We start from the raw sequence: 25,651 nt of genomic DNA on the forward strand, positions 1-25,651 counted from the left end.
TAGGAAGGCCGCAAGGTCCCTGCTGCACAATCCCGCGCCAGTTGCAGGGAAACGCAGCCATGGGATTCTTCACGAACAAGCGGACCGACGACCTGCGCGAGCGCGCGGAGTGGCTGGAGGTGCTGTCCGGCCATGCCGGAGTCGGCCTGTGGGACGCCATCCTGCATGAGGGCGACGCCATGCACCCGAAGGCGCGCTGGACCTGGTCCGCCGAGTTCCGGCGCCTGGTCGGCTTCAGCTCGGTGGAGGAATTCCCCGATGTGGTGCAGTCCTGGTCCGACCGGCTGCACCCGGAGGATGTGGACCGCACCTTCGCCGCCTTCGGCGGCGCGCTGGCCACCGGGGCGCGCTACGATGTCACCTATCGCCTGAAGGTGAAGGATGGCAGCTACCGCTGGTTCCGCGCCACCGGCGGCGTGATCCTGGACGAGGCCCGCAAGCCGCGCCGGGCCTGCGGCAGCCTGGTGGATGTGGACGATGTGAAGCGGGCCGAGGCGGCGCAGAAGGCGGCGACCGAGGCCACCGCGAAGCGCTTCGAGGCGGAGATCCTCGCCGCCGTCGGCACCGTCGCCGCCGCCGCGGACCGCCTGGGGAGCGAGGCGGAGGTGATGGACAAGGTGGCGCGGGAGACCTCCGACCGCTCCGGCAGCGTCGCCGGCGTCTCGGCCGAGGCCAGCGCCAATGTCGCGAGCGTGGCGGCGGCGACGGAGGAGGTGACGGCCTCGATCCACGAGATCGGCCGGCAGGTCATGCGCTCCACCGCCGCGACAGGCACCGCGACCGGTCAGGCGCAGACGGCGACGGAGGTGGTGCGCGGCCTGGTGGCCGATGTGCAGAAGATCGGCGACGTGGTGAAGCTGATCAGCGACATCGCCGGCCAGACCAACCTGCTGGCCCTGAACGCCACCATCGAGGCCGCCCGCGCCGGGGAGGCCGGGAAGGGCTTCGCCGTCGTGGCCTCCGAGGTGAAGACCCTGGCGGCGCAGACCGCCAAGGCGACGGAGGAGATCACCGCGCGCATCGGCGCCGTGCAGACCGCGACCGGCGGCGTGGCCCAGGCGATCGACGCGGTGGCCGGGACGATCGGGGAGCTGAACGACGTCGCCTCCGCCATCGCGGCGGCGGTGGAACAGCAGGGGGCCACGACCTCGGAGATTGCGCGCAACGTCCAGCAGGTGGCGCGCGGCACGCAATCCGTCTCCTCCAACATCGAGGGGCTGAGCGAATCCGCGGCGCGAACCGGGCAGATCACCGGCCGCATCGCCGATTCGGCGCGCAGCCTTTCGGGCGAGGCGCAGATGATGCGGGACAAGGTGACCCGCTTCCTGTCGGATCTGCGCGCCGCCTGAGGGCGCGGTTCAAGGGGCCTGGCGCGCCGGCGGGGCGCGCCGGGCGCCGGATGGTGCGGTCGAGAAGATTCGAACTTCCACGGGGTTGCCCCCACCAGCACCTCAAGCTGGCGCGTCTACCATTCCGCCACGACCGCATATCGGGTAGAGGGCCGGCCTATAGCCGATGACGCAGCACCCGACAACGCCCCTCCCCGCCAATCCCGAATGGTCCGTCGCCGAGGGCCGCATGCCCTATGCCCTGGCGCTGGAGACGATGGCCGCGCGCGTCGCCGCCATCCGCAACGGCCAGGCGGCCGAGGCGGTGTGGCTGGTGGAGCATGAGCCCACCTACACCGCCGGCACCTCCGCCAGGCCGGAAGACCTGCTGGAGACGCGCTTCCCCGCGGTGGCGGCCGGGCGCGGCGGGCAATGGACCTATCATGGCCCCGGCCAGCGCACCGCCTATGTGATGCTGGACCTGACGCGCGACCACGGCACGGTGCGGGCGCGCGACGTACGGGATTACGTGCGGGGCCTGGAGGAATGGCTGATCCGCGCGCTGGACCGCTTCAACATCCGCGGTGAGCGGCGGGCGGGGCGCGTCGGCATCTGGGTGGCCGACCGCGCCCGCGGGACGGAGGAGAAGATCGGCGCCATCGGCGTGCGGGTGACCCGCTGGGTGTCCTGGCACGGGGTGGCGCTGAACGTGGACCCGGACCTCAGCCATTTCGGCGGCATCGTCCCCTGCGGCATCGCGGAACACGGCGTGACCAGCCTGCACCGGCTGGGGGTGCTGGCGACGATGGAGGAAGCGGACGCGGCGCTGATGGCGGCCTGGGCGGAGGTGTTCGGGTAAGCTGGCGGTCCGCTAAGGCCCGTCCTCCTCCACCTCCCAGCCCTGCGCCAGGAATCGCGCCAGGACCGCCTCGTGCTGGTCGTCCTTGTAGGACTCCAGCACCTCGTCTTCCTCATCCAGCACCTCGGTGCCGGATGCGGTGGTGACGATGACCCGCGTGGCCATCTCACCCTTCATCAGCACCGTCTCGCGCATCGCCGGAAAACCTCAGCGGCCGCGCAGGAAGGCCGGTGCGGCGCCTTCGCGGAAGTCGCCGTCGCGCCAGTTGCGGTCCTTCTGGCCCGCGGCGGAAGCCGCCGCCGGGCGGCGGGCGGGCTGGTCGCCGCCGCGCGGGGCGCTCGGCGCATTGCCGCGCGGGGCGCCCTGCGGCTGGCCGCCGCCCTGCCCTTCGCCGCCGCGCTGGCAGGTCTGGCCGCGGTGCCGGTGCTGGCGCGCGGCGGCACGGCGGATTGGCTGGCGGCGGCGCTGCCGCTCGGCCTGCTCTGGGCCGGCGCGGCGCTCGACCGCTCGCGCTGAAGCGGGCCGCGCCGGGGCGCCTTCAGTCGAACAGGAAGTCCTTCACCAGCGCCGCCGTCGCATCGGGGTCGGAAGCGGCGACGTGGTAGCTGTCATTCTCCATGACCACGAGGCGGGAACCCGCGATCCGTTCCTGCCAGGCCCGCACCTCCGCCACCGAGCCGAGCCCGCTGCCGGTGGTGGTCACCACCAGCGTCGGCGCGCGGATCCGCCCGACCTCCGCCGTCACATCGACGCTGGGCACCATGCGGAGGAAACCCTCCAGCGTGGAGGCGGCGGTGCGGCCCATCATCTGCGTCCACCAGGCCAGGGCCGCTTCCGGCATCCGCGTGCCCATGCGCCCGGCGTTGGAGGCCGCGACCCAGGCGGGCACGCCTTCCGCCGCGATCTGCGCCCGCCAGGCCGGGGTGCGCCCCGACATGTTGGTCAGCGAGGCCGGGCCGCCGAGCACCGCCAGCCTGTCCACCAGCGCCGGGTGCCGCGCCGCCAGCGCCATGGCAATGGTGCCGCCGATCTTGCCGCCCACCACATGCGCCCGCGCCAGGCCGAGATGCCCGAACAGCGCCACCACATCCGCGATCAGCCGGTCGAAGCGCCATTCATGGTCGGCCGGCATCGGCGTCGACTCGCCGTAGCCGCGCAGATCCAGCCGCACCACGCGGGCCTGGCGCGCCAGCGCCGGGACGAAGGCGCGGAAGGCCTCGCCGCTTTCCGCCAGGCCGTGCAGCAGCAGCACGGTGGGCGCCGGCAGCCAGGGGTCGGTGAAGTCGTCCACCGTGTAGGCCAGGCGGATGCCGGGCGAGACCTCGAAATGCGGCATGGGGGGCCTCCTCAGATGCAGCGGGTGCCGCCGCCGTCAATGTCGATGTTGGTGCCGGTGATGAAGCCGGCGCGGTCGGAACACAGGAAGGCCACCAGGCCGGAAACCTCCTCCGGCGTGCCCAGCCGGCCGAGCGCCACGGAGGCGATGGCCGCCGCATTCTCCGCCGACGTGTCGCGCCCGCTGCCGGCCGCGCCCTGGGCCACCAGCGCATCCCAGCGCGGCGTCGCGATCGGGCCGGGGTTCACGCCGACGACCAGCACGTTGTCCGGCGCGCAATCCTGCGCCAGGGCGTGGGTGAAGGCGAGCAGCGAGGCATTGACGCTGGAGCCGACAATGTAGGTGGCGCGCGGCTGGTGGCCGGACCGGCCGATGATGTTGATCACCCGCCCCCAGCGCCGGGTGCGCATCGGCGGCACCAGCAGCCGGGCGCAGCGCATGTAGCCGAGCAGCTTGAGCTCCAGGGATTTGCGCCAGGTGGCGTCGTCGCTCTCGGCGATGCGGCCCATCGGCGTGGCGCCGGCATTGTTCACCAGGATGTCGATCGGGCCCAGCGCCGCTTCCGCGCGCGCGATGGCGGCCTCCAGCGCCGCCGCGTCGGCCAGGTCGACGGCGATGGGGATGGTGCGGGCGCCGGTTTCCGCGGCGATGGCGGCGGCGGCTTCCGCGAGGCGGTCCGCGCCGCGCGCCAGCATGGCCACCGCCACGCCTTCCGCCGCCAATTCCCGGGCGATGGCCCGGCCGATGCCCATGGAGGCGCCGGTGACCAGCGCCGTCCTGCCCTTCAGGCCGAGTTCCATCCCCACCCCATCCGCCATGCACCCTGCCGCCACTGGCCGCCGGATGCGGCGGATGTCAACTGGTTGCGCGGCGGCACCCGGCACCTGACATGCGGAGGAAGATGCCGATCCTGAAAGCCGCGCTGGCGCTGTTCGCCCTGTTCTACCTGCTGCCGCTCGGCCTCTCCGCCGGGCTGTACCAGCGGGATGGCATCGGCGCGGGCTGGCGCCAGGCCGATCGCGGCAGCACCGGCCTGCTGCCGGACGCCGCCGGCCACCCCGCCGCGGTGGTCCGCGTCTTTGCCGCCCCCACCGTGCGCTGGCGCGGCATCTTCGCGGTGCATTGCTGGGTGGTGCTGAAGCCGGAAGGTGCCACCGCCTATACGCGCTACGACTACACCGCCTGGGGCGACCCGGTGCGGGTGAACGGCTTCGTCGCCGATGGCCGCTGGTTCGGCCGGGTGCCGGAGGTGGTCTTCGCCGCCGATGGCACGGCGGCGGAGGCCATGATCCCGCGCATGCAGGCGGCGATCCGGGGCTATGCCTGGCGCAACCGCGGCGACTACCGGGTCTGGCCCGGCCCCAACTCCAACACCTTCGTCGCCGCCGTGCTGGATGCGGTGCCGGAGGCGCAGGTGGCGCTGCCGCCGAACGCCATCGGCCGGGACTACCCGCATGACGGGCGCTGGCTGCGCGCCACCCCCTCCGGCACCGGGCTGCGGCTGAGCCTCGGCGGCTATGCCGGGGTGACGTTGGGCTGGGTGGAGGGGGTGGAGGTGAACATCCTGGGCGCCGTCGCCGGGCTCGACCTGCGGCGGCCGGCCCTGAAGCTGCCGGGCCTGGGCCGCATCGGCCTGGATGCGCTGGCGGCACCGGCGCGGGCCGAGGCCCCCGGCTGATCCGGCAAGGCCCAAGCCGCGGGCCGGGGTGCAGGGAACGAAGCGGCCGCGGCCGGCGTTGTCACCGGGATGCTTCGCGCCCGGGCCGCCTCGCCGAGGGGCGTGGGCAGGGGCTGCCGACGCCATTCCGAAGGAAGGATACGACCATGCGCCTTGTGGCCACCGCAGCGCTTCTGGGCCTGCTGGGCACCACCACGGCCTTCGTCCCCCCCGCCGCCGCGCAGGGGCCGCGCGACGGGCGCGACTCCGAGGCCAGCGTCACCGACCATGTGCGGACCGTGTCCGACCTGGCGGCGGTCTGCGACCCGCGGGTGCGTGGGATGCGGCGGCTGGAGGCGATCGCCTATTGCCAGGGCTTCCTGACCGCGGCCGGGCAGTACCACGCCATGATGTTCCCGCAAGGCGGGCCGGTGCGGCCGCTGTTCTGCGTACCGGGCCGTGGCCCCTCCATCGCCGAGACCGGAATCGGCTTCGCCGGCTGGGCGCGGTCCAACCCGGTCTACCGCGAGGAGCCGGCGCTGGACGGCTTCCTGCGCTACGCGCAGGCGCAGTTCCCCTGCCGCGACGCCCCGGCCCGCCGGCCGGCCCGTCGCTGAGCGCAACCCGAGCCCTCGAAGGATCTGATCCCATGCGCAGCTTGCGCCTTGCCCTTCCCCTGCTCGCCGCGCTCGGCCTCTCGGCCTGCGGCAACCTCAACCAGACCCAGCAGCGCACGGCGACCGGCGCGCTGGCCGGCGGCGCCGCCGGCGGGCTGATCGGCTCGTTCAGCGGCGATACCGGCCTGGGCGCGCTGCTCGGCGCCGGTGCCGGCGGCCTGGGTGGCTACCTCTATGACCAGTCGCAGCAGCGCTACGAGCCGCGGCGCGCCCCCTATCGCGGCCGCGACGACCGCGGGCGCGGAAGCGACCGGCGCGACTGGCGCTGATTGACGCGGCCGGATGCCGCGTCGCGGCATCCGGCGTCTCGCCCTCAGCCTGACTGGATTGCGGCAGCGGAACCTTTTGGAGCAGCGCGGCGAAAATCTGCCCGAACCCCGGGCGGAGTTGGTCGTGGACCTGCGTGAGATGAAATATTTCCTGGCTGCCAGCCAGACTCTGCACTTCACCCGTGCCGCCGGCCTCTGCGGCGTGACGCAGCCAACCCTGACGCGCGGCATCCAGAAGCTTGAACGCGAGCTGGGTGCGCCGCTCTTCGCCCGGGAGGGCGGCACAACCCATCTGACGGCGCTGGGCCGCATGGTGCAGCCGCGCATCGAGGACATCGTTGCGCGCAGCCGCTCGGTCTGCAAGCAGGCGGCGCTGCACCTGCGGCTGCAGGGCAGCGACCTCCGGCTGGGGGTGATGTGCTCGCTCGGGCCGTCCCGCTTCGGGCCGCTGCTCGGCCGTTTCCGCGCCGCCCAGCCCGGCATCGACATCACCCTGGCGGATGCGACGCCGGAGCGGCTCTCGGAACAGCTGCTGCAGGGTGAGCTGGACGCGGCGCTGATGGTGCAGCCGGAAGCCTATCACGAACGGCTGAAGCCGGAGCCGCTCTATGCCGAGCGCTACCTGGTGGCCTGTGCCCCCAGCCACCCCTTCGCCCAGCGCCGCTGCATCGCCATGCGCGACATGGATGGGCAGACCTACCTCTCCCGCATCAATTGCGAGCATCGCGACGTGCTGCGCGAGCACCTGCAGGCCGCAGGGGCGCGGCTGGTGCATGCCTGCCGCAGCGAGCGGGAGGATTGGATCCAGTGCCTGGTCGCCGCGGGCATGGGGGTGTGCTTCCTGCCGGAATTCAGCGCGGTGCAGAACGGGCTGGTGCTGCGACCGGTGGAGGATGCGCCGGTGGCGCGCCAGGTCTGCCTGGTGACGGTGGCCGGCCGCCGTTGGTCGGCGCCGTTGGCGCGCTTCGTGGAGACGCTGCGGCGGACCCGCTTCACCCCCAACGGCGTGTGACCGCGGAGACGCCGGTCGGGCGCCTGGCAGCGCCAGCTCGATACGCCAGAGGTATCGGGTGGCTGCACCCCGCGCATCAGGGCTGCGAAGGCGGCGGCGCTTCGGGGAGGGTGCGGGCAAGCGCGGGCAGCGCCCGCGCCCAGGAATAATGGAGAGACCCAGCATGACCAACCGCACGACCTTCCTGGCCGCCGCCGCCGCGCTGCTGCTGGCCGCCCCGAGCGCGATGGCCCAGAGCTACCCGCGGGTGACCGGCAGCGGCGAAAACCTGATGGTTGACTACGGGCCCATGGGCCAGGGCACGCTGGTCGGCGGTGGCCGCGTGATGGTCTCCCAGGCCGGGAACATGGATGTCAGCGTCATGCATTTCGACGCGATGTTCGCCCAGCAGCCGCGCGAGGGCTATGTGCCGCTGACCATCGGCTCCGGCGAGGCCGCCCAGACCGTCTATGTGCCGGCGGCGATGCTGGAGATGATGCGCCGCGCCCGCACGGCGCCCGCGCGTTAAAGCTTGCTTCAGCAAGCCCACGCACCCTCGCCGGATGGCGGCGCAGCCTGTATTGCTGCGCCGCACACCAGCATGGGGTCAGCGATGGTCGAGCGGAAGATCTGGGTGGTCTGGGGCGGCATCTTCACCGACACCAGCTTCACGAAGCTGGAAGCAGGGACCGAGGAGCTGCACGGGCCCTTCCATGACGAGGCCACGGCTCTTCGCGCCTGGCAGGACAACATGCGCCGGAAGGTGGATATCGCCTCGCACCGGCTGTTCGTGATGGAAGCGAAGACCACCGCCTGAACGGCCGCTTTCCCCCCCGCCCCTGGCGCGGATCAGCCTTCCCGGGGTGCCGGGGCGGCCGGGCGGCGCCGCAGCCGCCCGACGGCGGCCCGCAGGCCCGCCGCCTGCTGCGCCAGGAAACCGCCGGTGACGATGGCGGGGTCCGCCCCCGGCACGCCGGTGGCCGGGAACCGGGTGCGGTTCCAGTCGGCGGTGCCGAAGATCCAATCCCAGACCGGCAGCAGCACGGCATAGTTCACGCCCTGCACCTCGGTCGCCTGTTCGCCGTGATGCGCCCGGTGGAAGCGCGGCGAGACCACCAGCCTTTCCCCCAGCCGGCCAAAATGCAGCCTTGCATTGGCGTGCGACAGGGATTCCACCACCCGCGTGACCAGCACGATGACCGGGAACTGCGCCGGCGGCACGCCGATCGCCAGTGCCAGCAGGCCCAGCCAGGCGGCGGCGATGGCATCGTCCAGCAGGTGGTTTCGGTCATCGGTCCAGAAGGTCATCTGCTTCTGGGCGTGGTGCACCGCATGCAGCTCCCACCACCACGGGATGGCGTGCTGCAGGCGATGGCGCCAGTATTCGCCAAAATCCAGCACCACCACATAGACCAGCAGCGCCAGCAGCGGATGGTCGCGCAGCGGCGGGACCAGGCTTTCCAGCGTCGGCGGCACCGCGCCGAAATCCACCACGGTGCCGTGCAGCCAGACCTGCAGCGGCCGGAACAGCACGAAGACCGCCAGCGGCAGCACGCCCAGCCGGATCAGCACGGTGTAGAGGATGTCCGTCTGCACCGGCCGGTGGTCCTCCCAGCGTTCCACCGGGCGCCACTTCTCCAGCCCACCGCAGAGCGCGATGCAGACGGCGATCTGCACCAGGCCGAGCAGGGCGAAGCCCAGCCAGTCGAAGGCCTCCTCCTCCCAGTTCATCAGGCCGAGATCGTACAGCAGCGGGATCAGGTACTGCTCGTGCAGCGCGGCGCGCAGGCCGTCCAGCAGCTCGATCATCGGGCGGCCTCTCCGAGGAAGCGTTCGAAGGCGGCCAGCGTGGCGTCGCTGACATGGTGCTCGATGCCCTCGGCATCCGCCTCCGCGATGTCGGCGGGCACGCCGAGCGCGGCGAGGAAGGCAACCACGGTCTGGTGCCGGGCGCGGACGCGCCGCGCCAGTTCATGCCCCGCCTCGGTCAGGAAGACGCCGCGATAGGGCTTGGAATGCGCCAGCCCATCCCGCTTCAGCCGGCCGATGGTCTTGATGGCGGTGGCATGGGTGACGCCGAGGCGCCGGGCGATGTCGGTGGGCCGTGCCTCGGCATCGCGTTCCAGCAGGTCCGCGATGATCTCGACGTAATCCTCCGCCAGCGCGGCGGCGCGGGCGGTGCGGGCGGAGGCATGGCGGGCGGCCTCATCCGGCTGGTCCGGCAGGCTGCCCTCCGGCAGGGGATCGGCCGTGGTCATGACGCCAGCCTAGCATCGCCCCGGGGGTGCAGGAAGGGCGGCGCCAAAGTGTGGCCGATGCTTCACTTTGCTCCGCGCCGCCAATCCCCGGCGCGGGCTATTCCGCCGGCGCCGGCAGCGGCGTCACCCGCCGCGGCCGCAGCAGGCCGTGCCGCGGGCTGAACAGCAGCGCCGCCACGAAGATCGCCGACAGCGCCAGCACGATGGACCCGGCGGTGGAGGCATCCAGCATGAAGCTGGCCTGGATTCCGACCAGCGTCGCGGTGCAGGCCGCGCCGACACTCACCCAGACCATGCGCCCGAAGCGATCGGCCATCAGCAGGCCGATGGCGCCCGGCGTGATCAGCAGCGCCACCACCAGGATGACGCCCACCGCCTGCACCCCGGTGACGATGCTGGCCGCCAGCACCGTCAGCAACAGCAGGCGCAGCCGGCCCGGATGCAGCCCGGCGATGCGGGCCTGGCCGGGGTCGAAGCAGAACAGCACCAGGTCCCGGCCGCGCAGCGCCAGGATCAGCAGGGCCGCGCTGGCAATGCCCAGCGTCTGCCAGAAATCCTCCGCCTCGATGCCGAGGATGCTGCCGAACAGGACATGGGAGAGGTGGACGTTGGAGCGCACCTGCGACAGCAGGATCAGCCCCACCGCGAACATGCCGCTGAACACCACGCCCATTGCCGCATCCTCCTTGACGCGGGAGGTGGCGCGGATGGCGCCGGAGGCCAGCGCGCAGGTGAGGCCCGCGACGAAGGCGCCGATCACCAGCGGGATGCCGAGCAGCCAGGCGCCGACCACGCCGGGCAGGATGGCATGGCTGACCGCATCGCCCATCAGCGACCAGCCCTTCAGCACCACGAAGCAGGACAGGATGGCGGACAGCGCGGCCACCATGAGCCCGACCGCCAGCGCCTGCTGCATGAAGCCATGGGTCCAGGGTTGGACCAGCGCCTCGATCATGCCGCGCCCTCCGCAACCGCGGCGGCAGTGGCGCGCCGCGTGGCCCGGATTCCGTGCTTCGGCGCGAAGACCAGCACCACCACGAAGATCGCCGCCTGCAGCGCCACGATGCTGCCGCCGGTCGAGCCATCCAGGAAATAGCTGGCATAGGCGCCGGCCAGGCCGGTGGTGGTGCCGATGACCGTGGCAATCGCCGCCATCCGCCCGAAGCGGTCGGCCAGCAGATAGGCGGTGGCGCCGGGGGTCACCAGCATGCCGATCACCAGCACCGCGCCCACCGCCTGCAGGCCGGCCACCGCGGTCGCCGCCAGCAGCATCAGCAGCAGCACGCGCATCCGCCCCGGGCTGCCGCCGGCGGCGACAAGCTGCACCGGGTCGAACAGCGACAGCATCAGGTCCCGCCCGCGGATCGCCAGCACCAGCGCCACCACCCCGGCGATGATCGCCATCTGGATGATGTCGGCATCCGCGATGCCCAGCACATTGCCGAAGATGATGGTCTGCAGCCGGACGTTGGACGGGAACAGGGAAAGCAGGAACAGCCCCAGCCCGAAGAAGCCGGTGAAGACCACGCCGATGACCGCATCCTCCCGGATCGGGGTGCGGCCGCGCAGCCCGGCCATGGCGAGTGCCGCCAGCAGGCCGGAGGCGAAGGCCCCCACGGCGAAGGGTATCCCGCCGAGCCAGGCGAGCACCACGCCGGGCACGATGGCATGGCTCAGCGCGTCGCCCATCAGCGACCAGCCCTTCAGCACCACGTAGCAGGAGAGCAGGCCGGCGACGGCGCCGACCAGCGCGGAAATGCCCATGGCGCGCAGCATGTAGTCGTATTCGAAGGGGATCAGCAGCTCACTCATCCGGCTGCCATCCTCACAGATCCTGCGTCAGGCGGCCGAGCACCCGGCCATCGGGGGCCATCACCAGCGGCCGCTCATCGTCCGAGAGCACCACCACATGCCCGGCTTCCAGGGGCCCATGGGCGCGCGGCGCCTCCGGCAGGCTGTGCTGGCGCAGCGCGCCGCCGAAGGCGCGCAGCAGGTTCTCCCCGGTGAAGATCCGCTCCGTCGGGCCGGCGGCCAGCACGGTGCGGTTCACCAGCACCACCTGGTCGCAGAAGGTGGGCACGGAGCCGAGGTTGTGGGTCGAGACCAGGATGATCTTCCCCTCCAGCCGCAGCGCCTTCAGCAGGTCGATGATCGCCTCCTCCGTCGTCACGTCGACGCCGGTGAAGGGCTCGTCCAGCAGCAGCAACTGGCCACCCTGGGCCAGGGCGCGCGCCAGGAAGACGCGCTTGCGCTGGCCGCCCGACAATTCGCCGATCTGGCGCTCCGCAAGGTTCGACATGCCGACCCGGTCCAGGGCCGCGTCAACCGCCTTGTGGTCGGCGGCACGCGGGATGCGCAGGATGTTCATGTGGCCGTAGCGGCCCATCATCACCACATCGCGCACGCCGACGGGGAAGGACCAGTCCACCTCCTCCGCCTGTGGCACATAGGCCACCAGATTGCGCTTCAGCGCCGCCTGCACCGGCTGCCCGCCGATGCGCACCTGGCCGCGCGCCGGGCGCACCAGGCCCATGATCGCCTTGAACAGCGTGGACTTGCCGCTGCCATTGATGCCGACCAGCCCGCAGATGGTCCCCGGTTCCAGGCTGAAGCTGGCATCGCGCAGCGCCAGGTGGCCGTTCGGGTAGGCGACGGAGATGCCCTCCACCGCCAGGGATGTGCCCCCCGTGGGGGCCAGGCCGTGCATCACCTTGCCGCGCCCGTCAGGCCGCGGAGGATGATCTCGGCATTCGCTTCCAGCAGCTTCAGATAGGTGGGCGCCGGCCCGTCCTCCGCCGTCAGGCTGTCCACATACAGCGCGCCACCGTAGCGGGCGCCGGCTTCGCGGGCCACCTGGCGCATCGGGCGGTCGTTCACCGTGCTCTCGCAGAAGATGGCGGGGACGCGGGCGCGGCGGACCGTGTCGATCATCGCCCGCACCTGGCGGGGCGTGCCTTCATCCTCGGCGTTGATCGGCCACAGATAGGCCTCGCGCAGCCCGTAATCGCGGGTCAGGTAGCTGAAGGCGCCTTCGCAGGTGGCCAGCACGCGGCGATCCGCCGGCACGCGGGCCAGCGTCTCCCGCAGCCTGGCGTCCACGGCGCGGATCTGTGCGGCGTAGCGTTCGGCATTGGCGGCGAAGGTGGCGGCATTGGCCGGGTCCAGCGCCGCCAGCGCCTTGCGGATGTTCTCCACATAGACCAGCGCCAGGGTGGGCGACATCCAGGCATGCGGGTTCGGCTGGTTCAGATAGGGCCCCTCGCCGATGCCGATCGGCGTGATGCCCTCGGTCAGGACCGCCTGGCGGGTGGCACCGGCGCGGCTGAAGAATCGCTCGAACCAGCGTTCCAGGCCCAGGCCGTTCCACAGCACCAGGTCGGCGGCACGGGCGCGCACCACATCCAGCGGCGTCGGCTCGTAGTCGTGGATCTCGGCGCCTGGGCGCGTCAGGCTCTCCACCAGCACCGCCTCCCCGGCCACGTTCTGCGCCATGTCGGCCAGCACGGTGAAGGTGGCGACGACGCGCTTCGGGGCCTGCGCCCGGGCCGGCAGCGTGCCGGCCAAGCCGGCGCCGAGCGTGGTGCCGAGCAGGACGCGGCGCGCGACGTTCGGAAGCATGGCCTCTCCTTTTTCGCGATGGATCGAAGTGTTGTGTTTGATTGAATATCAGGCTTGGCGCGCAGTATGTAGCCAAAGCTACATCCCACGCAAGCCCGCCGCGCCACGATTGCGTGAGCAGGCGGCGCCGACCTCACTCCAGATCCGTGCGCGTCTCCCGGCTCAACTCATCCAGCGCCAGGCCGGTTGCGAAGGCGGCACGCGGCAGCGGCGGCAGGTTTGCCAAGCGCGCCAGCACGCGGCGGCCGTCGCCTGCCGCCACCGGGTCCAGCGCCGCCGCGGCCGCTTCGGCCTGCCCGGCGCGAAGCGCCGGCGCCGCCTGGCGGAGGGCGGCCGCAACGGCAGCCGGTGGCGCATCCGGCGCGATGCCCAGCGCCGCCCGCAGCTCGGCGCGCGCCTGGCGCAGGGCGGGATCGAGCATCGGCGTCGCGCTGCGCCATTCCGGCCGCTGCGTCAGCTCGGCCGACATCCATTCGAGCTGCGCGGCCAGCGCCGCGGCCTCCGCCGGGCGACCGGCGAGCCGGCCGGGGTTGGCGAAGCCGGACGCGGTCTCGAACACCGCGGCGCGGGCGGGGTCGCCCAGCCCGGCCGCAACGGTGGGCTCCGGCACCCCCCCGGTGATGGCGCCGCTGCCGGCGCAGCCAGCCAGAAGAAGGACCAGCGCGGTGGCCGGACCGCTTCTAGAACCGGAAATAGGGCGGCCTGCGGTCGCTGTCGCGCCGGTTCAGCGCGCTCCGCGCGCGGGCGGTGGCCGCGGCGGCGCGCGGCAGCGGCGGCAGGTCGCTCAGCCGGGCAAGCACCGCCGGCGCCGTGCCGGGCTGGGCCAGCGGCGCGATGGCCTGGCGCGCGGCATCCGGCCCCGCCCCGCGCAGCGCCGTGGCGGTGCCGTACAGCGCATCCACCGCCAGCTGCGGGGTGGCATCGGCCCGCAGGCCCAGGGCGGCGCGCGCTTCCGCCCGGGCCTGGCGCAGTTCCAGCGGCACCAGCGGGTCCATGTCCCGCCAGGGGCCGCCGAGGCCCAGTTCAACGGTGAGGTATTCCAGCTGGGCCAGCGCTTCCGCCGCCGCCGCGGGATTGCCGGCGAGGACACCGGGCGTGCCGAAGGCGTAGGAGGAGGCCAGGATGGCGCCGCGGGTGGGATCGCCGGCGCCCTGCGGCAGGCCGGCCGGCGGCAGGGTCACCGCCTGTTCGGCGGGCAGGCTGGCGGTGACGCCCTGGGCGCAGGCGGAGAGCGGCAGAAGCAAAGCGAGGCGGCGGGGGACGGGCATGGGGACCTCGGCGCGACCGGAGGGGCGGGTTTGCCCCGCCGGTAGATGGCGCGGCACCGCCGGACCGGCAAGCAGCCTCCGTTTCAGCCCTTCGCGAGCGCTTCACCCCCCCCCCCGCCCTGCCAGGCCGGCGCGCCACCTCAACGCGCCAGGGAGGCGCGATGCCGCTTGGAAAGCGCAACATAGTTCGGCGCCGTGCGGTCGAACTTCCCGCGCTCCTCCGCCGACATCACCCGAACCAGCTTGGCAGGGCTGCCCATCCACAGCTCGTTGGGGCCGATCACCTTGCCCGGCGGCAGCATCCCGCCGGCGCCGAGCATCCCGCCCTCCTCGATCACCGCGCGGTCCAGCACCGTGGCGCCCATGCCGACGAAGGCGCGGTTCTTCAGGGTGCAGGCGTGGACGATGCAGGCATGGCCGATGGTGACGTCATCGCCGATGATCAGCGGCTCCGCCCCCGCATTCAGGTGCAGCACGCTGCCATCCTGGATGTTGGTGCGGGCGCCGATGCGCATCATGTTCGTGTCGCCGCGCAGCACGCAGTGATACCAGACGCTGCTGTCCTCGCCGATCTCGACATCGCCGATGACGATGGCGGTCGGCGCCACCCAGGCCTCTGGATGGATCCTTGGGGTCTTGTCCTCGAAGGGGATGACGGGACCGGTCATGTCGTTCTTCTCTCCCTGGCGCATGATCCGTGCCGCTGGAGGCGCGGCTCATGCTTCGTCGATTTGTCGAGGCGCATTTCCCGAGCCGCCAGCCGCCTCCGCCTGACCGGAAAATGCCTAGAGCATTTTCAAGCCTTGCGGCTTCGCAAGGCGACTCGGAAAACGCGTCGGAACAATAAGCTGGGCGCCGTTTCACCGCCTTCGCTTGCGGTGAAACGGCTCCAGAGCACGCTGCGTTCGCTCGAACGCCGCTCTTGCTCTAGAAGCCTTCGATTCTAGAGCAAGACATGCGTTCAGATGATCCCATCCGAACGCCTTTCGGTTCAGGCCGCCAGCGGCAGGGCGTCGGCGACATCCACGCCCAGCATCAGGCCGATGTTCTGCACGGCGGCGCCGGAGGCACCCTTGCCCAGATTGTCCAGCCTGGCCACCAGCACCGCCTGGCCCTGCGCGGCATGGCCGAAGACGCGCAGCTCAAGGAAATTGCTGCCGTTCAGCGCCTCCGGCGCCAGCCGCGCCTTGGCATCGGCCGCTTCCACCCGCACCCACCCGCTGCCGGCATAGGCGGCGCGCAGGCAGGCTTCCAGATCCGCCGGAGAGGGCGCGCCGTTGAGCAGGTCGAGATGCAGCGGCACGGAGACCAGCATGCCCTGGGCGAAGTCGCCGACCGAGGGGACGAAGATCGGCCGCCGCGTCAGCGCCGCATAACGCTGCAGCTCCGGCACATGCTTGTGCTCGAGGTTCAGCCCGTACAGGAAAAAGGGTGCGGCGGTGCGCGCCGGCTCATACTCCGCGATCATCTGCTTGCCGCCGCCGGAATAGCCGGAGACGGCATTGACGGTGACAGGATAGTCCGGCGGCAGGATGCCGGCCTCCACCAGCGGGCGCAGCAGCGCGATGCCGCCCGTGGGGTAGCAGCCGGGGTTGGAGACGCGCATGGCGCCGGCCACCGCCTGCGCCTGGGCCGCGTTCAACTCGGGAAAACCATAGACCCAGTCCGGGTCCACCCGATGCGCGGTGGAGGCATCGACCAGCTTCGGCGCCTCGGCGCCGAGGGATGCCGCCATGGCCGCGCTTTCCTTCGCCGCGGCATCCGGCAGGCAGAGCACGACCAGGTCCACCTCCGCCATCAGGGCGCGCTTGGCGGCGGCGTCCTTGCGATGTTCCTCGGCGATGGAGCGCAGCGCGATGCCGGGGAAAGGCGCCAGGCGCTCGCGGATCTGCAGGCCGGTGGTGCCGGCTTCGCCGTCGATGAAGACGCTGGGGATGGGTCCCTTGGCCATGGTCGTGTTCCCTCGGATCGCACGCATGCCGCCCTGCGGCGGCCGAAAAAGCAAGAGGGGCAGGCCCTTGCGGACCTGCCCCCCGGTATAGCCAGCCATGCGGCCGGGCGTGGCGCCCGGTCCGTCGGGCGTCAGCGCTTGGAGAACTGGAAGGATCGGCGGGCCTTCGCCTTGCCGTACTTCTTGCGCTCGACCACGCGGCTGTCGCGCGTCAGGAAGCCGGCCTTCTTCAGGATGCCGCGCAGGCCCGGCTCGTAGTAGGTCAGCGCGCGGGTGATACCGTGGCGCAGCGCGCCGGCCTGGCCGGACAGGCCGCCGCCGACCACCGTCGCGAAGACGTCGAACTGCTGGTCCCGGTCGGCCACCAGGAAGGGCTGGCCGATCAGCATCCGCAGCACGGGGCGCGCGAAATAGGTGGTGGAGGGCTTGCCGTTGATCTCGATCTTGCCCTTGCCGGGCTTCACCCAGACGCGGGCGATCGCGTTCTTCCGGCGACCGGTGGCGTAGGACCGGCCGAGCGCGTCACGCTTCGGCGCGACAATCGCCGCAGGCTCGGCGGAGGGGCCGCCGGCGGCGTTGACCAGGTCCTTGAGCTCCGCGAGGGAGCCGCCGGTGCGGGGGGCGGTGGTTTCGCTCATGCTCAGGCAGCCTTACCAGCTTCGGCCTTCGAAGGGGCGCCGAAGACATTCTTGCGGTTCAGGGCGGCGACATCCAGGGCGACCGGCGTGTTGCCGGCATGGGGATGTTCCGGGCCGGCATAGACATGCAGGTTGCGCATCTGCGCGCGACCCAGCGGGCCACGGGTGATCATGCGCTCCACGGCCTTTTCCAGCACCCGTTCCGGATGCGGGCTGGCCAGGCGCTCACCCACCGTGCGGCCCTTGATGCCGCCGGCATAGCCGGTGTGCCAGTAGAAGACGGATTGCTCGGCCTTCTGGCCGGTGACCTTCACCTTCTTGGCGTTCACCACCACGACATGGTCGCCGCAATCCACATGCGGCGTGAACGTCGCCTTGTGCTTGCCACGGAGGCGGTTGGCGATGAGGCTGGCGAGGCGGCCGAGCACGAGGCCCTCGGCGTCGATCAGCACCCAATTCTTCTTGACCTCCGCCGGCTTGATGGAGGTGGTTTGCCGAGTGAGCATCTGCTGCGTAATTCCGACTATCGGTCTGGCGCGCCTTATCCCGGGACAGGGCCGCAAAGTCAAGCGGAAGCTGGGTTTTTTGGCTGCGGTATCAGGTTACCGTCATCCCGCGGAAGCGCAACCCCCATCAAGCGCCGGCATGCCACAAGGCGCCGCCACAGCCGGAGATGCCCGCCATGTTCAGCCACGCCACGCTCGGCACCAACGACCTGCCGCGCGCGATCGCGTTCTACGACGCCCTGCTCGCCCCGCTCGGCCTGGCGCGCTTCCACACCGCGGAAGGTGAGGCCGGCTATGCACGGCGCCCGGATGCCAGCCCGCAATTCTGGCTGATGCGCCCGATCGATGGCCGCCCGGCCAGCCCGGGCAATGGCGCCACCCTGGGCTTCGAGGCGCCGGACCGCGCCACCGTCCGCGCCGTCCATGCCGCCGGGCTGCAGCATGGCGGGGCGGAGGAGGGTGGCCCGGGGCTGCGCCCGCATTATCATGCCGACTTCTACGGGGCCTATCTGCGCGACCCGGACGGCAACAAGCTCTGCTGCGTCTGCCACCGGCCGGAATAGGCTGCCGCCGGGCCTATTGCGGCGCCTCGGCGGCCAGCCGGCCGTTCATCGCGGCGCAACACGCCCCGCCGCCGCGCCGGGCCGGCGATGGCGGCGGCGTTCGGCCATGATCGCGGCGCCAGCCCTCAGAAGGGCAGGACGGTGGTGGCGCGATCGGTCATGCGGCGCGCCATCTCCGGCGGCCGGGCGGGGCGCACGCCGTCGATCAGCGCCTCGGGGCCGATGCCGGCATTGGGCAGATACAGCGCACAGACCTCGGTCCGCACGCCCGCGCGGACGATGCCGGCGAGCATCTGCGCCGGCGTCGCGTTCATCGGGCGCAGGGCTGTGGCGGCCGGACCAGGTGGCTCGCGCCGCGCGAGGTCGGCAGCGGGGCCGCAGAGCATCACCTCGACGGTGGCGCCCTGCTGGCGCATGGCGTTCAGCAGCACGAAGGCCATGCCCTGCACCTGCGGCTCGGCGGTGGTGAGGAGGGCGAGGACGCGCGGTGCCTCCTGCGCCGCGGCCGGGGGAACGCCGGCGCTGGCGGTGCCGGCCAGCAGAAGCAGCGCCGCGCGCGTGAGAGTGGAGCGGGTCATGATCGGGGGCTTCCTGTCAGGGTTGGAGAGGCGGCTCATCGCAGCATGGCCTTGATGGCGAGACCGACGACGCCGAGGCCCGCGACACTCGCGGCCCAGATCAGCGCGAACCAGAGCAGGCGCCGCGGCAGGCTGCGGGTGTGCGCCATCAGTGATAGCCCCCCACCGCCTTCACCTTCCCGCGGAACACCCAGTAGGCGTAGGCGGTGTAGGCGAGGATGACCGGCACCAGCACGGCGGCGCCGACGAGGAGGAAGGCCAGGCTGTTGTCGGGCGCCGCGGCCTCGCGGATCGTCACGGCATGCGGCACCATGTAGGGGAAGAAGCTGATCCCGAGGCCGATGAAGCAGAGCGCGAACAGCGCCAGCGAGGCCAGGAAGGGCGCCACCTCCCGCCGCTCGGTCAGGCCCTTCAGCAGCAGGAAGCCCGCGCCGAGCACGGCCAGCGGCACCGGCCCCACCAGCAGCACCTGCGGCCAGGCGAACCAGCGCTGCGCATAGAGGCTGTTGAGAAAGGGCGTCCCCAGGCTGACCGCGCCGATCAGCAGCAGCGTCGCCGGCGCCACCCAGAAGGCGATGTCATAGGCGCGTCGCTGCACCCGGTCCTCGGTCTTCCAGATCAGCCAGGTCGCGCCAAGCAGCGCGTAGCCGATGACCAGCGCGACCCCGGTCAGCAGGCTGAAGGCGGAGAGCCAGTCCCACCAGCCGCCGGCATAGGCGCGGCCTTCGACCGCGATTCCCTGGACCAGCGCGCCGAGCGTGACACCCTGCGCGAAGGCCGCGATCGTCGAACCGAAGGCGAAGGCCCAGTCCCACAGGAACTGCCCGCGCTTCGTCCGCCAGCGGAACTCGAAGGCGACGCCGCGGAACACCAGCGCCAGCAGCATCACGATGATCGGCACATACAGCGCCGACATGATGATGGCGTAGGCGAGCGGGAACACCGCCAGCAGGCCGCCGCCGCCCAGCACGAGCCAGGTCTCGTTGCCATCCCATACGGGCGCCACGGCATTCATCGCCTCGTCGCGGTTGGCCTCGCCGCGGATCAGCGGAAAGAGGATTCCGACGCCAAGGTCGAAGCCGTCGAGCACGACATAGGCGAGCACGGCAAAGGCGATCAGGCCGGCCCAGATCATCGGCAGGTCAAGGGTCATGGCACGTCTCCCCTATTCGCCGGCCGGCAGCGCATGCTTCGCCGCCATCACCGGCCCCGGCATGATGCCGCCGGCGCGCACCGGCGCCGCCGGCGGCAGGCCGGGCTCCGCCGGCCGCGGCGCGTGGTTCATCAGCCGCAGGATGTAGAAGGTGCCGGCGCCGAACAGCGCGAAGTAGACGACGACGAAGGCGACCAGCGAGGCGCCGACGGCGGCGGCGTCGATGGGCGAGGCGGATTGCGCGGTGGTCAGCAGGCCCTGCACGGTCCAGGGCTGGCGGCCGACTTCCGTGGTGATCCAGCCGGCGAGCACCGCGGCGAAGCCGGACGGCCCCATCAGGAGCGCCGCGCGGTGCAGCCAGGGCGCGTCGTGGAGCCTTCCCTTCCAGCGTGCCCAGAGGCTCCAGAGCCCGAGGCCGAGCATCAGGAAGCCGATGCCGACCATGATGCGGAAGCTCCAGAACACGATGGCGACGGGCGGGCGCTGGTCGGCGGGCCATTCATTCAGGCCGCGCACCACGCCGTTCCAGTCATGGGTCAGGATGAAGGCGCCGAGATTGGGGATCTGCACCTTGTAGTCGATGCGCCCCTCCGCGGCGTTGGGAAGGCCGAACAGGATCAGCGGGGCGCCGGCATGGGTCTCGAAATGGCCCTCCATCGCGGCGACCTTGGCCGGCTGGTGCTCGAGCGTGTTCAACCCGTGGAAGTCGCCGGCGACGATCTGCAGCGGGGCGACGATCGCGGCCATCCACATCGCCATCGAGAACATCACGCGCGCCGCCGGCCCGGCACGATCGCGCAGCAGGTGCAGTGCGCCCACCGCGCCGACCACGAAGGCCGTGGTGAGGTAGGCGGCCAGCAGCATGTGCAGGAGGCGATAGGGGAAGGAGGGGTTGAAGATCACCGCCCACCAGTCGGTGGCGATGAACTGCCCGGCCTCGTTGATCGCATAGCCGGCGGGCGTCTGCATCCAGCTGTTCACCGACAGGATCCAGAAGGCCGACATGAAGGTGCCGGCCGCGACCATCAGCGTTGCCAGGAAATGCAGCTTCGGCCCGACCCGCTCGCGCCCGAACAGCATGACGCCGAGAAAGCCCGCTTCGAGGAAGAAGGCCGAAAGCACCTCGTAGCCCATCAGCGGGCCGATCACCGGGCCGACCTTGTCGGAGAAGGCCGACCAGTTGGTGCCGAACTGGTAGCTCATGACGATGCCGGAGACGACGCCCATGCCGAAGGCGACGGCGAAGATCTTCTTCCAGTAGTTGAACAGGTCGGTGAAGACCGGGCGGCCCGTCCAGAGCGCGAGCCCGTTCAACACCGCGAGGTAGCTGGCAAGCCCGATCGAGAAGGCCGGGAAGATGATGTGCGCGCTGACCGTGAAGGCGAACTGGATGCGCGCGAGGAGGAGGGCGTCGAGACCGAGCATGGCAAACCCCGCTAAACCATCATTCTGGATGAAGAATATTGCCGGCAGCCCAGAAAAGCAATACGCTGAATGAAGATTAATCTGCGAAGGAAGTCCCTTGCGCCTCACCCAGTACTCGAACTTCACCCTGCGCACGCTCCAGCTTGTCGCGCTCCGCGCGCCGGCCATCGTCACGGTGGATGACGTCGCGCGCGCGCACCGGATCTCGAAGGCGCATCTGGTGAAGGTCGCCGCGGAGCTGGCGCGGCGCGGCTACATCGACTCGCTCCGCGGCCGGCACGGCGGCATGCGCCTCGCGCGTCCCGCGGACAGCATCACGGTGGGCGAGATCATCCGCTGGACCGAGGCGCCGCTCGAACTCGTCGAGTGCTTCAACCCCGACACCAACACCTGCCCGCTGCTCGGCGCCTGCCACCTTTCGCGCGGGCTGCAGCGGGCGCTGCGGGCCTTTCTCTCGGTGCTGGACGACCTCACCATTGCGGACATCGCCTACAACAAGAACGCATTGCTGGCGCGGCTTGGCGGCGTGTCGCCGGCCGAGGCGCACGATCAGGCCGCCGCGCTGCCACAGGACGCCGACGCACCATAGAGCCGGAAGAGCGTCTCCAGGATCGCCGCGACCTCGGCGCTCGCCAGCCGGTAGAAGATCGTCTGCCCGTCGCGGCGCGTCGCGACCAGGTCGAGGTCGCGCATCCGCGCCAGGTGCTGGGACAGGGCGGTCGGCGCCAGGTCGATCAATCCGGCAAGCTGCCCGACCGATTTCTCGCCCTGCAGCAGGTGGCACAGCGCCATCAGGCGCTTGGCGTTGGCCAGGGTGGCAAGCAGCCGCGCGGCCTCCTCGGCTTTCGCTTCCATCGCGGTAAATACGTCATCTTTGATATCTGTTTTCGCGTTGACACCTTCGCATCTTCGCATATAAATGTCTAGCCCGAACCCGCTGGAGGAGACTCGTCATGGCCAATGTCGGCGCCCTCGACCGCATCCTTCGCGTCGCCCTTGGCGCCGCGCTGGTCGCCGCCCCCTTCCTCCTTGCCGGGACCTTCGCGCCGCTCGGCGCCTGGCGCTTCGTGGTGGTCGCCTCGGGCGTGGTGCTGCTGGGCACCGCGGCCTTCCGCTTCTGCCCGGCCTACGCGCTGCTGGGCATCCGCACCTGCCCGGTGGCGAAGGCCTGAGATGAACGCGCCCGCGTGCGCGCCTGTCCGCAACCGCGCCTGACAGGCGCGAGCCAACACAACAGGAGACGCCCCATGAACGCCATCCCGCATCGCGTCGATCTTTCGGTGAAGCCCGAGGTCACCGCCTTCTTCGACGCGCCCACCAACACGATCAGCTATGTGGTGAAGGATCCGGCCTCCCATGCCTGCGCCGTGGTCGATTCCGTGATGGACATCGACTACGCCGCCGGGCGCATCACCTACGACAGCGCCGATGCGATCATCGCCCACATCCGCGACCGCGGCCTCACGCTCGAATGGCTGATCGAGACGCATGTGCATGCCGACCATCTCTCCGCCGCGCCCTACATCCAGGGCAGGCTGGGCGGCAAGATCGGCATCGGCGAGCAGATCACCGTCGTGCAGGAGGTCTTCGGCAAGGTCTTCAACGAAGGCACCGAGTTCCGCCGCGACGGCAGCCAGTTCGACCGCCTGTTCAAGGATGGCGACACCTACGGCATCGGCAGCCTGCAGGCCTTCGCGCTGCACACGCCTGGCCACACGCCGGCCTGCATGACCCATGTGATCGGCGATGCTGCCTTCGTGGGCGACACGCTGTTCATGCCGGATGGCGGTTCCGCCCGCGCCGATTTCCCCGGCGGCGATGCGCGCACGCTGTTCCGCTCGATGCGCCGCATCCTGGAGCTGCCGCCGCAGACGCGGCTGTTCATGTGCCACGACTACGGCCCGAACGGCCGCGAGATCCGCTGGGAGAGCACCGTCGCCGAGGAACGCGCGCACAACATCCATGTGCATGACGGCATGACGGAGGACGACTTCGTCGCGATGCGCGAGGCGCGCGACAAGACGCTCGGCATGCCGCGGCTGATCCTGCCCTCGCTGCAGGTGAACATGCGTGCCGGCGCGCTTCCGCCCGCCGAGCCGAACGGGCGCGTCTTCCTGAAGCTGCCCGTCAACGCGCTCTGAGTCCGAACCACAGGAGGTCGCCATGACCGATACGACAAGGCCGCTGGCGCTGCCCGGCCTGAACCGCCCGGCGCCGGAATTCAGCGCCAACACCACCGACGGCCCGCGCACGCTGGCAGACTACAAGGGGCGGTGGCTGGTGCTGTTCTCGCACCCGGCCGACTTCACGCCCGTCTGCACCACCGAATTCATCGGCTTCGCGAATCACCACGAGCAGTTCAAGGCGCTCGGCTGCGAGCTGCTCGGCCTGTCGATCGACAGCATCTTCGCGCACATCGCCTGGATCCGGAACATCGAGGAGAAGTTCGGGATCCACATCCGCTTCCCGATCATCGAGGACCTCTCGATGAAGGTCGCGCACGCCTATGGCATGGTGCAGCCGGGCGCGAGCGACACCTCCGCCGTGCGCGCGACCTTCGTGATCGACCCCGAGGGCGTGCTGCGCGCGATGCTCTACTACCCCATGAGCAACGGCCGCTCGGTGCCCGAGATCCTGCGCCTGGTCACCGCGCTGCAGGCCTCCGATGCGCAGAAGATCGCGACGCCCGAGGGCTGGACCCCCGGCCAGGACGCCATCGTCCCGCCGCCCAGGACCGCCGAGGCGGCGCGCCAGCGCGGCAGCGAAGGCTATGCCACCACCGACTGGTACTTCAGCACCCGCAAGCTGGACTGACGCGAAGGGCCGGCCCGCCGCGGCCGGCCCTTCCCATGCGGCAATGACAGCGCACCCCAAGGGTGCCGACAGGGAGGAAAACGCCATGACCATCAGGGCCATCAATGCCGGGCTGTCGGTGTCCCCGCAGATCCTGCCCGCCGACATCGCCGCCATCGCCGCCGCCGGCTTCCGTTCGGTGATCTGCAACCGCCCGGATGGCGAGGGGGCCGACCAGCCCGCCTTCGCCGAGATCGAGACGGTCGCGAGGGCCGCCGGCCTGCAGGCCGCCTATCAGCCGGTCATCTCGGGCCAGGTGAAGGACTCCGATGCCGAAGCCTTCGGCGCCCTGTTCGCGACGCTGCCCAAGCCGGTCTTCGCCTATTGCCGCAGCGGCACGCGCTCCGCGACTCTGTGGTCGCTGTCCGAGGCCGCGCATGGCCGCCCGCTGCCGGAAATCCTGGCCACGACCAGGGCCGCCGGCTACGACATGGCGGCGGTCGCCCGGCGCATCGCCAATGGCGGGCGCACGCCCACCGAGCAGGCGGATGCGACGCATGAGGTGGTGATCATCGGCGGCGGCGCGGCCGGCATCGCGCTGGCCTCCAGCCTCAAGGCGCGCAAGCCCGACCTCGACATCGCGCTGATCGACCCGGCCGACATCCACTACTACCAGCCCGGCTGGACCATGGTCGGCGCCGGCGTCTTCGACCCGCAGACCACCGCGAAGACCATGGCCTCGCTGATCCCGGCCGGCGTGCGCTGGATCAAGGCCGCGGTCGCGGCCTTCGAGCCGGAGCGCAGCGCCGTCATCCTCGATGGCTGCCGCGTGGTGAAGTACCGCGCGCTGGCCGTCGCGCCGGGCATCAAGCTCAACTGGGCGGGCATCGAGGGGCTGGCCGGGACGCTCGGGCGCAACGGCGTCACCTCCAACTACCGCTATGACCTCGCGCCCTATACCTGGGAATGCGTGCAGGGGCTGAAGGCCGGCCGTGCCGTCTTCACCCAGCCGCCGATGCCGATCAAATGCGCCGGCGCGCCGCAGAAGGCGCTCTATCTCTCGGCCGATCACTGGCTGCGGTCGCGCCGGCTCAACGACATCGCGGTCGAATTCTACAACGCCGGCGCGGTGCTGTTCGGCGTGAAGGACTACGTGCCCGCGCTGATGTCCTACATCGAGCGCTATCACGCGCAGCTGCATTTCCAGCACACGCTGACGAAGGTCGACGGCCCCGCGCGCCGCGCCTGGTTCCGGCGGACGGATGCCGAGGGCGCCACGACGATGGTCGAGACCGATTTCGACATGCTGCACGTCGTCCCGCCGCAGGTGGCGCCCGACTTCATCCGCGTCTCGCCGCTGGCCGATGCCGCCGGCTGGGTCGATGTCGACCAGGCGACGCTGCGCCACAGGACGCTGCCCGGCATCTATGGCCTGGGCGACGCCTGCAACGCGCCCAACGCCAAGACCGCCGCCGCCGCGCGCAAGCAGGCGCCCGTCGTCGCGCACAATCTGCTGAAGGATCTTGGCGCGATCCAGGGCGCGGATGCGGTCTATGACGGCTACGGCTCCTGCCCGCTTACCGTCGAGCGCGGCAGGATCGTGCTTGCCGAGTTCGGCTATGGCGGCAAGCGTCTGCCCAGCTTCCCCGCCTGGCTGATCGACGACACGAAGCCGAGCCATCTTGCCTGGCTGCTGAAGGAACGCATGCTGCCGCCGATCTATTGGAAGGCGATGCTGCGCGGCAAGGAATGGATGGCCAAGCCGCAGATGGCGGGCTGAGGT

Annotated in this window: 34 protein-coding genes and 1 tRNA gene; 14 read left to right on the top strand and 21 right to left on the bottom strand. The window is 71.1% G+C overall.

The features are described 5' to 3' along the window. Positions 1 to 59 precede the first annotated feature (59 nt). On the top strand, positions 60 to 1,349 hold the full coding sequence (locus tag HEQ75_RS00705) for a methyl-accepting chemotaxis protein (protein WP_168026987.1): 1,290 nt from the start codon (positions 60 to 62) through the stop codon (positions 1,347 to 1,349). Positions 1,350 to 1,400: 51 nt separating this feature from the next. Here HEQ75_RS00705 and HEQ75_RS00710 read toward each other — a convergent pair. After that, positions 1,401 to 1,486, bottom strand: a tRNA-Leu gene (locus tag HEQ75_RS00710). Between the two features lie 29 nt (positions 1,487 to 1,515). Here HEQ75_RS00710 and lipB point away from each other — a divergent pair. Next, positions 1,516 to 2,187 (top strand): lipoyl(octanoyl) transferase LipB, encoded by a 672-nt coding sequence (lipB, locus tag HEQ75_RS00715; protein ID WP_168026988.1) that lies wholly within the window; start codon positions 1,516 to 1,518, stop codon positions 2,185 to 2,187. Between the two features lie 12 nt (positions 2,188 to 2,199). Here the strand turns inward: lipB and HEQ75_RS00720 are convergent, their stop codons facing one another. The 3 genes from HEQ75_RS00720 to HEQ75_RS00730 all read right to left on the bottom strand — a co-directional run bounded on the left by HEQ75_RS00720 (position 2,200) and on the right by HEQ75_RS00730 (position 4,341). After that, the gene (locus HEQ75_RS00720; protein WP_168026989.1) at positions 2,200 to 2,382 is read right to left on the bottom strand and encodes a hypothetical protein; all 183 of its coding nucleotides are present in this window, start codon (positions 2,380 to 2,382) and stop codon (positions 2,200 to 2,202) included. Positions 2,383 to 2,725: 343 nt separating this feature from the next. After that, positions 2,726 to 3,523 carry an alpha/beta fold hydrolase gene (locus HEQ75_RS00725; RefSeq protein ID WP_168026990.1) on the bottom strand — a complete coding sequence of 266 codons (798 nt, stop codon included), beginning with the start codon at positions 3,521 to 3,523 and terminating at the stop codon, positions 2,726 to 2,728. Positions 3,524 to 3,534: 11 nt separating this feature from the next. Continuing rightward, the gene (locus tag HEQ75_RS00730; protein ID WP_209318278.1) at positions 3,535 to 4,341 is read right to left on the bottom strand and encodes an SDR family NAD(P)-dependent oxidoreductase; all 807 of its coding nucleotides are present in this window, start codon (positions 4,339 to 4,341) and stop codon (positions 3,535 to 3,537) included. A gap of 83 nt (positions 4,342 to 4,424) precedes the next feature. Here HEQ75_RS00730 and HEQ75_RS00735 point away from each other — a divergent pair, with 83 nt between their 5' ends. The 6 genes from HEQ75_RS00735 (at position 4,425) to HEQ75_RS00760 (ending at position 7,934) form a co-directional block, all read left to right on the top strand. Further along, positions 4,425 to 5,201 carry a DUF3750 domain-containing protein gene (locus HEQ75_RS00735; RefSeq protein ID WP_168026991.1) on the top strand — a complete coding sequence of 259 codons (777 nt, stop codon included), beginning with the start codon at positions 4,425 to 4,427 and terminating at the stop codon, positions 5,199 to 5,201. Between the two features lie 146 nt (positions 5,202 to 5,347). Next, positions 5,348 to 5,797 carry a Rap1a/Tai family immunity protein gene (locus tag HEQ75_RS00740; RefSeq protein WP_168026992.1) on the top strand — a complete coding sequence of 150 codons (450 nt, stop codon included), beginning with the start codon at positions 5,348 to 5,350 and terminating at the stop codon, positions 5,795 to 5,797. 32 nt (positions 5,798 to 5,829) lie between these two features. Next, on the top strand, positions 5,830 to 6,126 hold the full coding sequence (locus tag HEQ75_RS00745) for a glycine zipper domain-containing protein (RefSeq protein WP_168026993.1): 297 nt from the start codon (positions 5,830 to 5,832) through the stop codon (positions 6,124 to 6,126). 124 nt (positions 6,127 to 6,250) lie between these two features. Continuing rightward, positions 6,251 to 7,138, top strand: coding sequence for a LysR family transcriptional regulator (locus HEQ75_RS00750; protein WP_168026994.1), 888 nt, complete (start codon positions 6,251 to 6,253; stop codon positions 7,136 to 7,138). A 163-nt stretch (positions 7,139 to 7,301) separates the two neighbouring features. Beyond that, complete coding sequence (locus HEQ75_RS00755; protein ID WP_168026995.1) at positions 7,302 to 7,646, top strand: hypothetical protein; 345 nt, start codon at positions 7,302 to 7,304, stop codon at positions 7,644 to 7,646. An 84-nt stretch (positions 7,647 to 7,730) separates the two neighbouring features. After that, entirely contained in the window at positions 7,731 to 7,934 is a 204-nt protein-coding gene (locus HEQ75_RS00760) for a DUF4170 domain-containing protein (protein ID WP_168026996.1), read from the top strand. A 32-nt stretch (positions 7,935 to 7,966) separates the two neighbouring features. On the opposite strand, the gene HEQ75_RS00765 is transcribed toward HEQ75_RS00760, so the two are convergent. From HEQ75_RS00765 to rplM, 12 genes are all read right to left on the bottom strand, one after another. Continuing rightward, positions 7,967 to 8,926 (bottom strand): sterol desaturase family protein, encoded by a 960-nt coding sequence (locus HEQ75_RS00765; protein ID WP_168026997.1) that lies wholly within the window; start codon positions 8,924 to 8,926, stop codon positions 7,967 to 7,969. After that, positions 8,923 to 9,375: a manganese-binding transcriptional regulator MntR gene (gene mntR, locus HEQ75_RS00770; RefSeq protein ID WP_168026998.1), complete on the bottom strand. Its 453-nt coding sequence runs from the start codon at positions 9,373 to 9,375 to the stop codon at positions 8,923 to 8,925. The genes HEQ75_RS00765 and mntR overlap by 4 nt, the downstream gene beginning before the upstream one ends. Positions 9,376 to 9,472: 97 nt before the next feature. Beyond that, a complete protein-coding gene (locus HEQ75_RS00775) occupies positions 9,473 to 10,330 on the bottom strand; it encodes a metal ABC transporter permease (RefSeq protein WP_168026999.1) in 858 nt (285 codons plus the stop codon). Beyond that, positions 10,327 to 11,187 carry a metal ABC transporter permease gene (locus HEQ75_RS00780; protein WP_168027000.1) on the bottom strand — a complete coding sequence of 287 codons (861 nt, stop codon included), beginning with the start codon at positions 11,185 to 11,187 and terminating at the stop codon, positions 10,327 to 10,329. The genes HEQ75_RS00775 and HEQ75_RS00780 overlap by 4 nt, the downstream gene beginning before the upstream one ends. A gap of 13 nt (positions 11,188 to 11,200) precedes the next feature. Next, positions 11,201 to 12,082 (bottom strand): ATP-binding cassette domain-containing protein, encoded by an 882-nt coding sequence (locus HEQ75_RS00785; RefSeq protein WP_168027001.1) that lies wholly within the window; start codon positions 12,080 to 12,082, stop codon positions 11,201 to 11,203. After that, entirely contained in the window at positions 12,082 to 12,993 is a 912-nt protein-coding gene (locus HEQ75_RS00790; protein ID WP_168027002.1) for a metal ABC transporter substrate-binding protein, read from the bottom strand. The genes HEQ75_RS00785 and HEQ75_RS00790 overlap by 1 nt, the downstream gene beginning before the upstream one ends. A 133-nt stretch (positions 12,994 to 13,126) precedes the next feature. Further along, positions 13,127 to 13,603: a hypothetical protein gene (locus HEQ75_RS00795; RefSeq protein ID WP_168027003.1), complete on the bottom strand. Its 477-nt coding sequence runs from the start codon at positions 13,601 to 13,603 to the stop codon at positions 13,127 to 13,129. Between the two features lie 70 nt (positions 13,604 to 13,673). Next, positions 13,674 to 14,261, bottom strand: coding sequence for a hypothetical protein (locus HEQ75_RS00800; protein WP_168027004.1), 588 nt, complete (start codon positions 14,259 to 14,261; stop codon positions 13,674 to 13,676). 140 nt (positions 14,262 to 14,401) lie between these two features. After that, a complete protein-coding gene (locus tag HEQ75_RS00805; RefSeq protein ID WP_168027005.1) occupies positions 14,402 to 14,929 on the bottom strand; it encodes a gamma carbonic anhydrase family protein in 528 nt (175 codons plus the stop codon). A 323-nt stretch (positions 14,930 to 15,252) separates the two neighbouring features. Next, positions 15,253 to 16,212: an N-acetyl-gamma-glutamyl-phosphate reductase gene (gene argC / locus HEQ75_RS00810; RefSeq protein ID WP_168027006.1), complete on the bottom strand. Its 960-nt coding sequence runs from the start codon at positions 16,210 to 16,212 to the stop codon at positions 15,253 to 15,255. 131 nt (positions 16,213 to 16,343) lie between these two features. After that, positions 16,344 to 16,850, bottom strand: a complete 507-nt coding sequence (gene rpsI / locus HEQ75_RS00815; RefSeq protein ID WP_168027007.1) for a 30S ribosomal protein S9 — start codon at positions 16,848 to 16,850, stop codon at positions 16,344 to 16,346. 2 nt (positions 16,851 to 16,852) lie between these two features. After that, the gene (gene rplM / locus HEQ75_RS00820) at positions 16,853 to 17,356 is read right to left on the bottom strand and encodes a 50S ribosomal protein L13 (protein WP_168027008.1); all 504 of its coding nucleotides are present in this window, start codon (positions 17,354 to 17,356) and stop codon (positions 16,853 to 16,855) included. A 176-nt stretch (positions 17,357 to 17,532) separates the two neighbouring features. On the opposite strand from rplM, the gene HEQ75_RS00825 reads away from it, so the two are divergent. Then, positions 17,533 to 17,919, top strand: a complete 387-nt coding sequence (locus HEQ75_RS00825) for a VOC family protein (protein WP_168027150.1) — start codon at positions 17,533 to 17,535, stop codon at positions 17,917 to 17,919. Positions 17,920 to 18,044: 125 nt separating this feature from the next. Here HEQ75_RS00825 and HEQ75_RS00830 read toward each other — a convergent pair whose 3' ends face one another. From HEQ75_RS00830 to HEQ75_RS00845, 4 genes are read right to left on the bottom strand one after another with little or no spacing between them, the layout of a single operon-like run. Beyond that, positions 18,045 to 18,497, bottom strand: coding sequence for a hypothetical protein (locus HEQ75_RS00830; RefSeq protein WP_168027009.1), 453 nt, complete (start codon positions 18,495 to 18,497; stop codon positions 18,045 to 18,047). A 35-nt stretch (positions 18,498 to 18,532) separates the two neighbouring features. Then, on the bottom strand, positions 18,533 to 18,646 hold the full coding sequence (locus HEQ75_RS00835; RefSeq protein WP_168027010.1) for a DUF2474 family protein: 114 nt from the start codon (positions 18,644 to 18,646) through the stop codon (positions 18,533 to 18,535). Beyond that, the gene (gene cydB, locus HEQ75_RS00840; protein ID WP_168027011.1) at positions 18,646 to 19,650 is read right to left on the bottom strand and encodes a cytochrome d ubiquinol oxidase subunit II; all 1,005 of its coding nucleotides are present in this window, start codon (positions 19,648 to 19,650) and stop codon (positions 18,646 to 18,648) included. The genes HEQ75_RS00835 and cydB overlap by 1 nt, the downstream gene beginning before the upstream one ends. Before the next feature lie 12 nt (positions 19,651 to 19,662). After that, positions 19,663 to 21,075: a cytochrome ubiquinol oxidase subunit I gene (locus HEQ75_RS00845; RefSeq protein WP_168027012.1), complete on the bottom strand. Its 1,413-nt coding sequence runs from the start codon at positions 21,073 to 21,075 to the stop codon at positions 19,663 to 19,665. Positions 21,076 to 21,172: 97 nt separating this feature from the next. Between HEQ75_RS00845 and HEQ75_RS00850 the strand changes: the two genes are divergently transcribed. Further along, a complete protein-coding gene (locus HEQ75_RS00850) occupies positions 21,173 to 21,664 on the top strand; it encodes an RrF2 family transcriptional regulator (RefSeq protein ID WP_168027013.1) in 492 nt (163 codons plus the stop codon). On the opposite strand, the gene HEQ75_RS00855 is transcribed toward HEQ75_RS00850, so the two are convergent. Further along, positions 21,625 to 21,990 (bottom strand): ArsR/SmtB family transcription factor, encoded by a 366-nt coding sequence (locus HEQ75_RS00855; RefSeq protein WP_235961156.1) that lies wholly within the window; start codon positions 21,988 to 21,990, stop codon positions 21,625 to 21,627. The two genes, HEQ75_RS00850 and HEQ75_RS00855, sit on opposite strands and share 40 nt — an antisense overlap. A gap of 38 nt (positions 21,991 to 22,028) precedes the next feature. Here HEQ75_RS00855 and HEQ75_RS00860 point away from each other — a divergent pair, with 38 nt between their 5' ends. The 4 genes from HEQ75_RS00860 to HEQ75_RS00875 all read left to right on the top strand — a co-directional run bounded on the left by HEQ75_RS00860 (position 22,029) and on the right by HEQ75_RS00875 (position 25,648). Further along, positions 22,029 to 22,247 carry a YgaP family membrane protein gene (locus HEQ75_RS00860; RefSeq protein ID WP_168027014.1) on the top strand — a complete coding sequence of 73 codons (219 nt, stop codon included), beginning with the start codon at positions 22,029 to 22,031 and terminating at the stop codon, positions 22,245 to 22,247. Between the two features lie 75 nt (positions 22,248 to 22,322). Continuing rightward, entirely contained in the window at positions 22,323 to 23,216 is an 894-nt protein-coding gene (locus tag HEQ75_RS00865) for an MBL fold metallo-hydrolase (RefSeq protein WP_168027015.1), read from the top strand. Positions 23,217 to 23,238: 22 nt separating this feature from the next. Further along, on the top strand, positions 23,239 to 23,889 hold the full coding sequence (locus HEQ75_RS00870) for a peroxiredoxin (protein ID WP_168027016.1): 651 nt from the start codon (positions 23,239 to 23,241) through the stop codon (positions 23,887 to 23,889). A gap of 85 nt (positions 23,890 to 23,974) precedes the next feature. Further along, positions 23,975 to 25,648 (top strand): bifunctional protein tyrosine phosphatase family protein/NAD(P)/FAD-dependent oxidoreductase, encoded by a 1,674-nt coding sequence (locus HEQ75_RS00875; RefSeq protein WP_168027017.1) that lies wholly within the window; start codon positions 23,975 to 23,977, stop codon positions 25,646 to 25,648. Positions 25,649 to 25,651 lie beyond the last annotated feature (3 nt).

Source organism: Falsiroseomonas selenitidurans (assembly GCF_012103215.1).
GTDB classification, from domain to species: domain Bacteria; phylum Pseudomonadota; class Alphaproteobacteria; order Acetobacterales; family Acetobacteraceae; genus Falsiroseomonas; species Falsiroseomonas selenitidurans.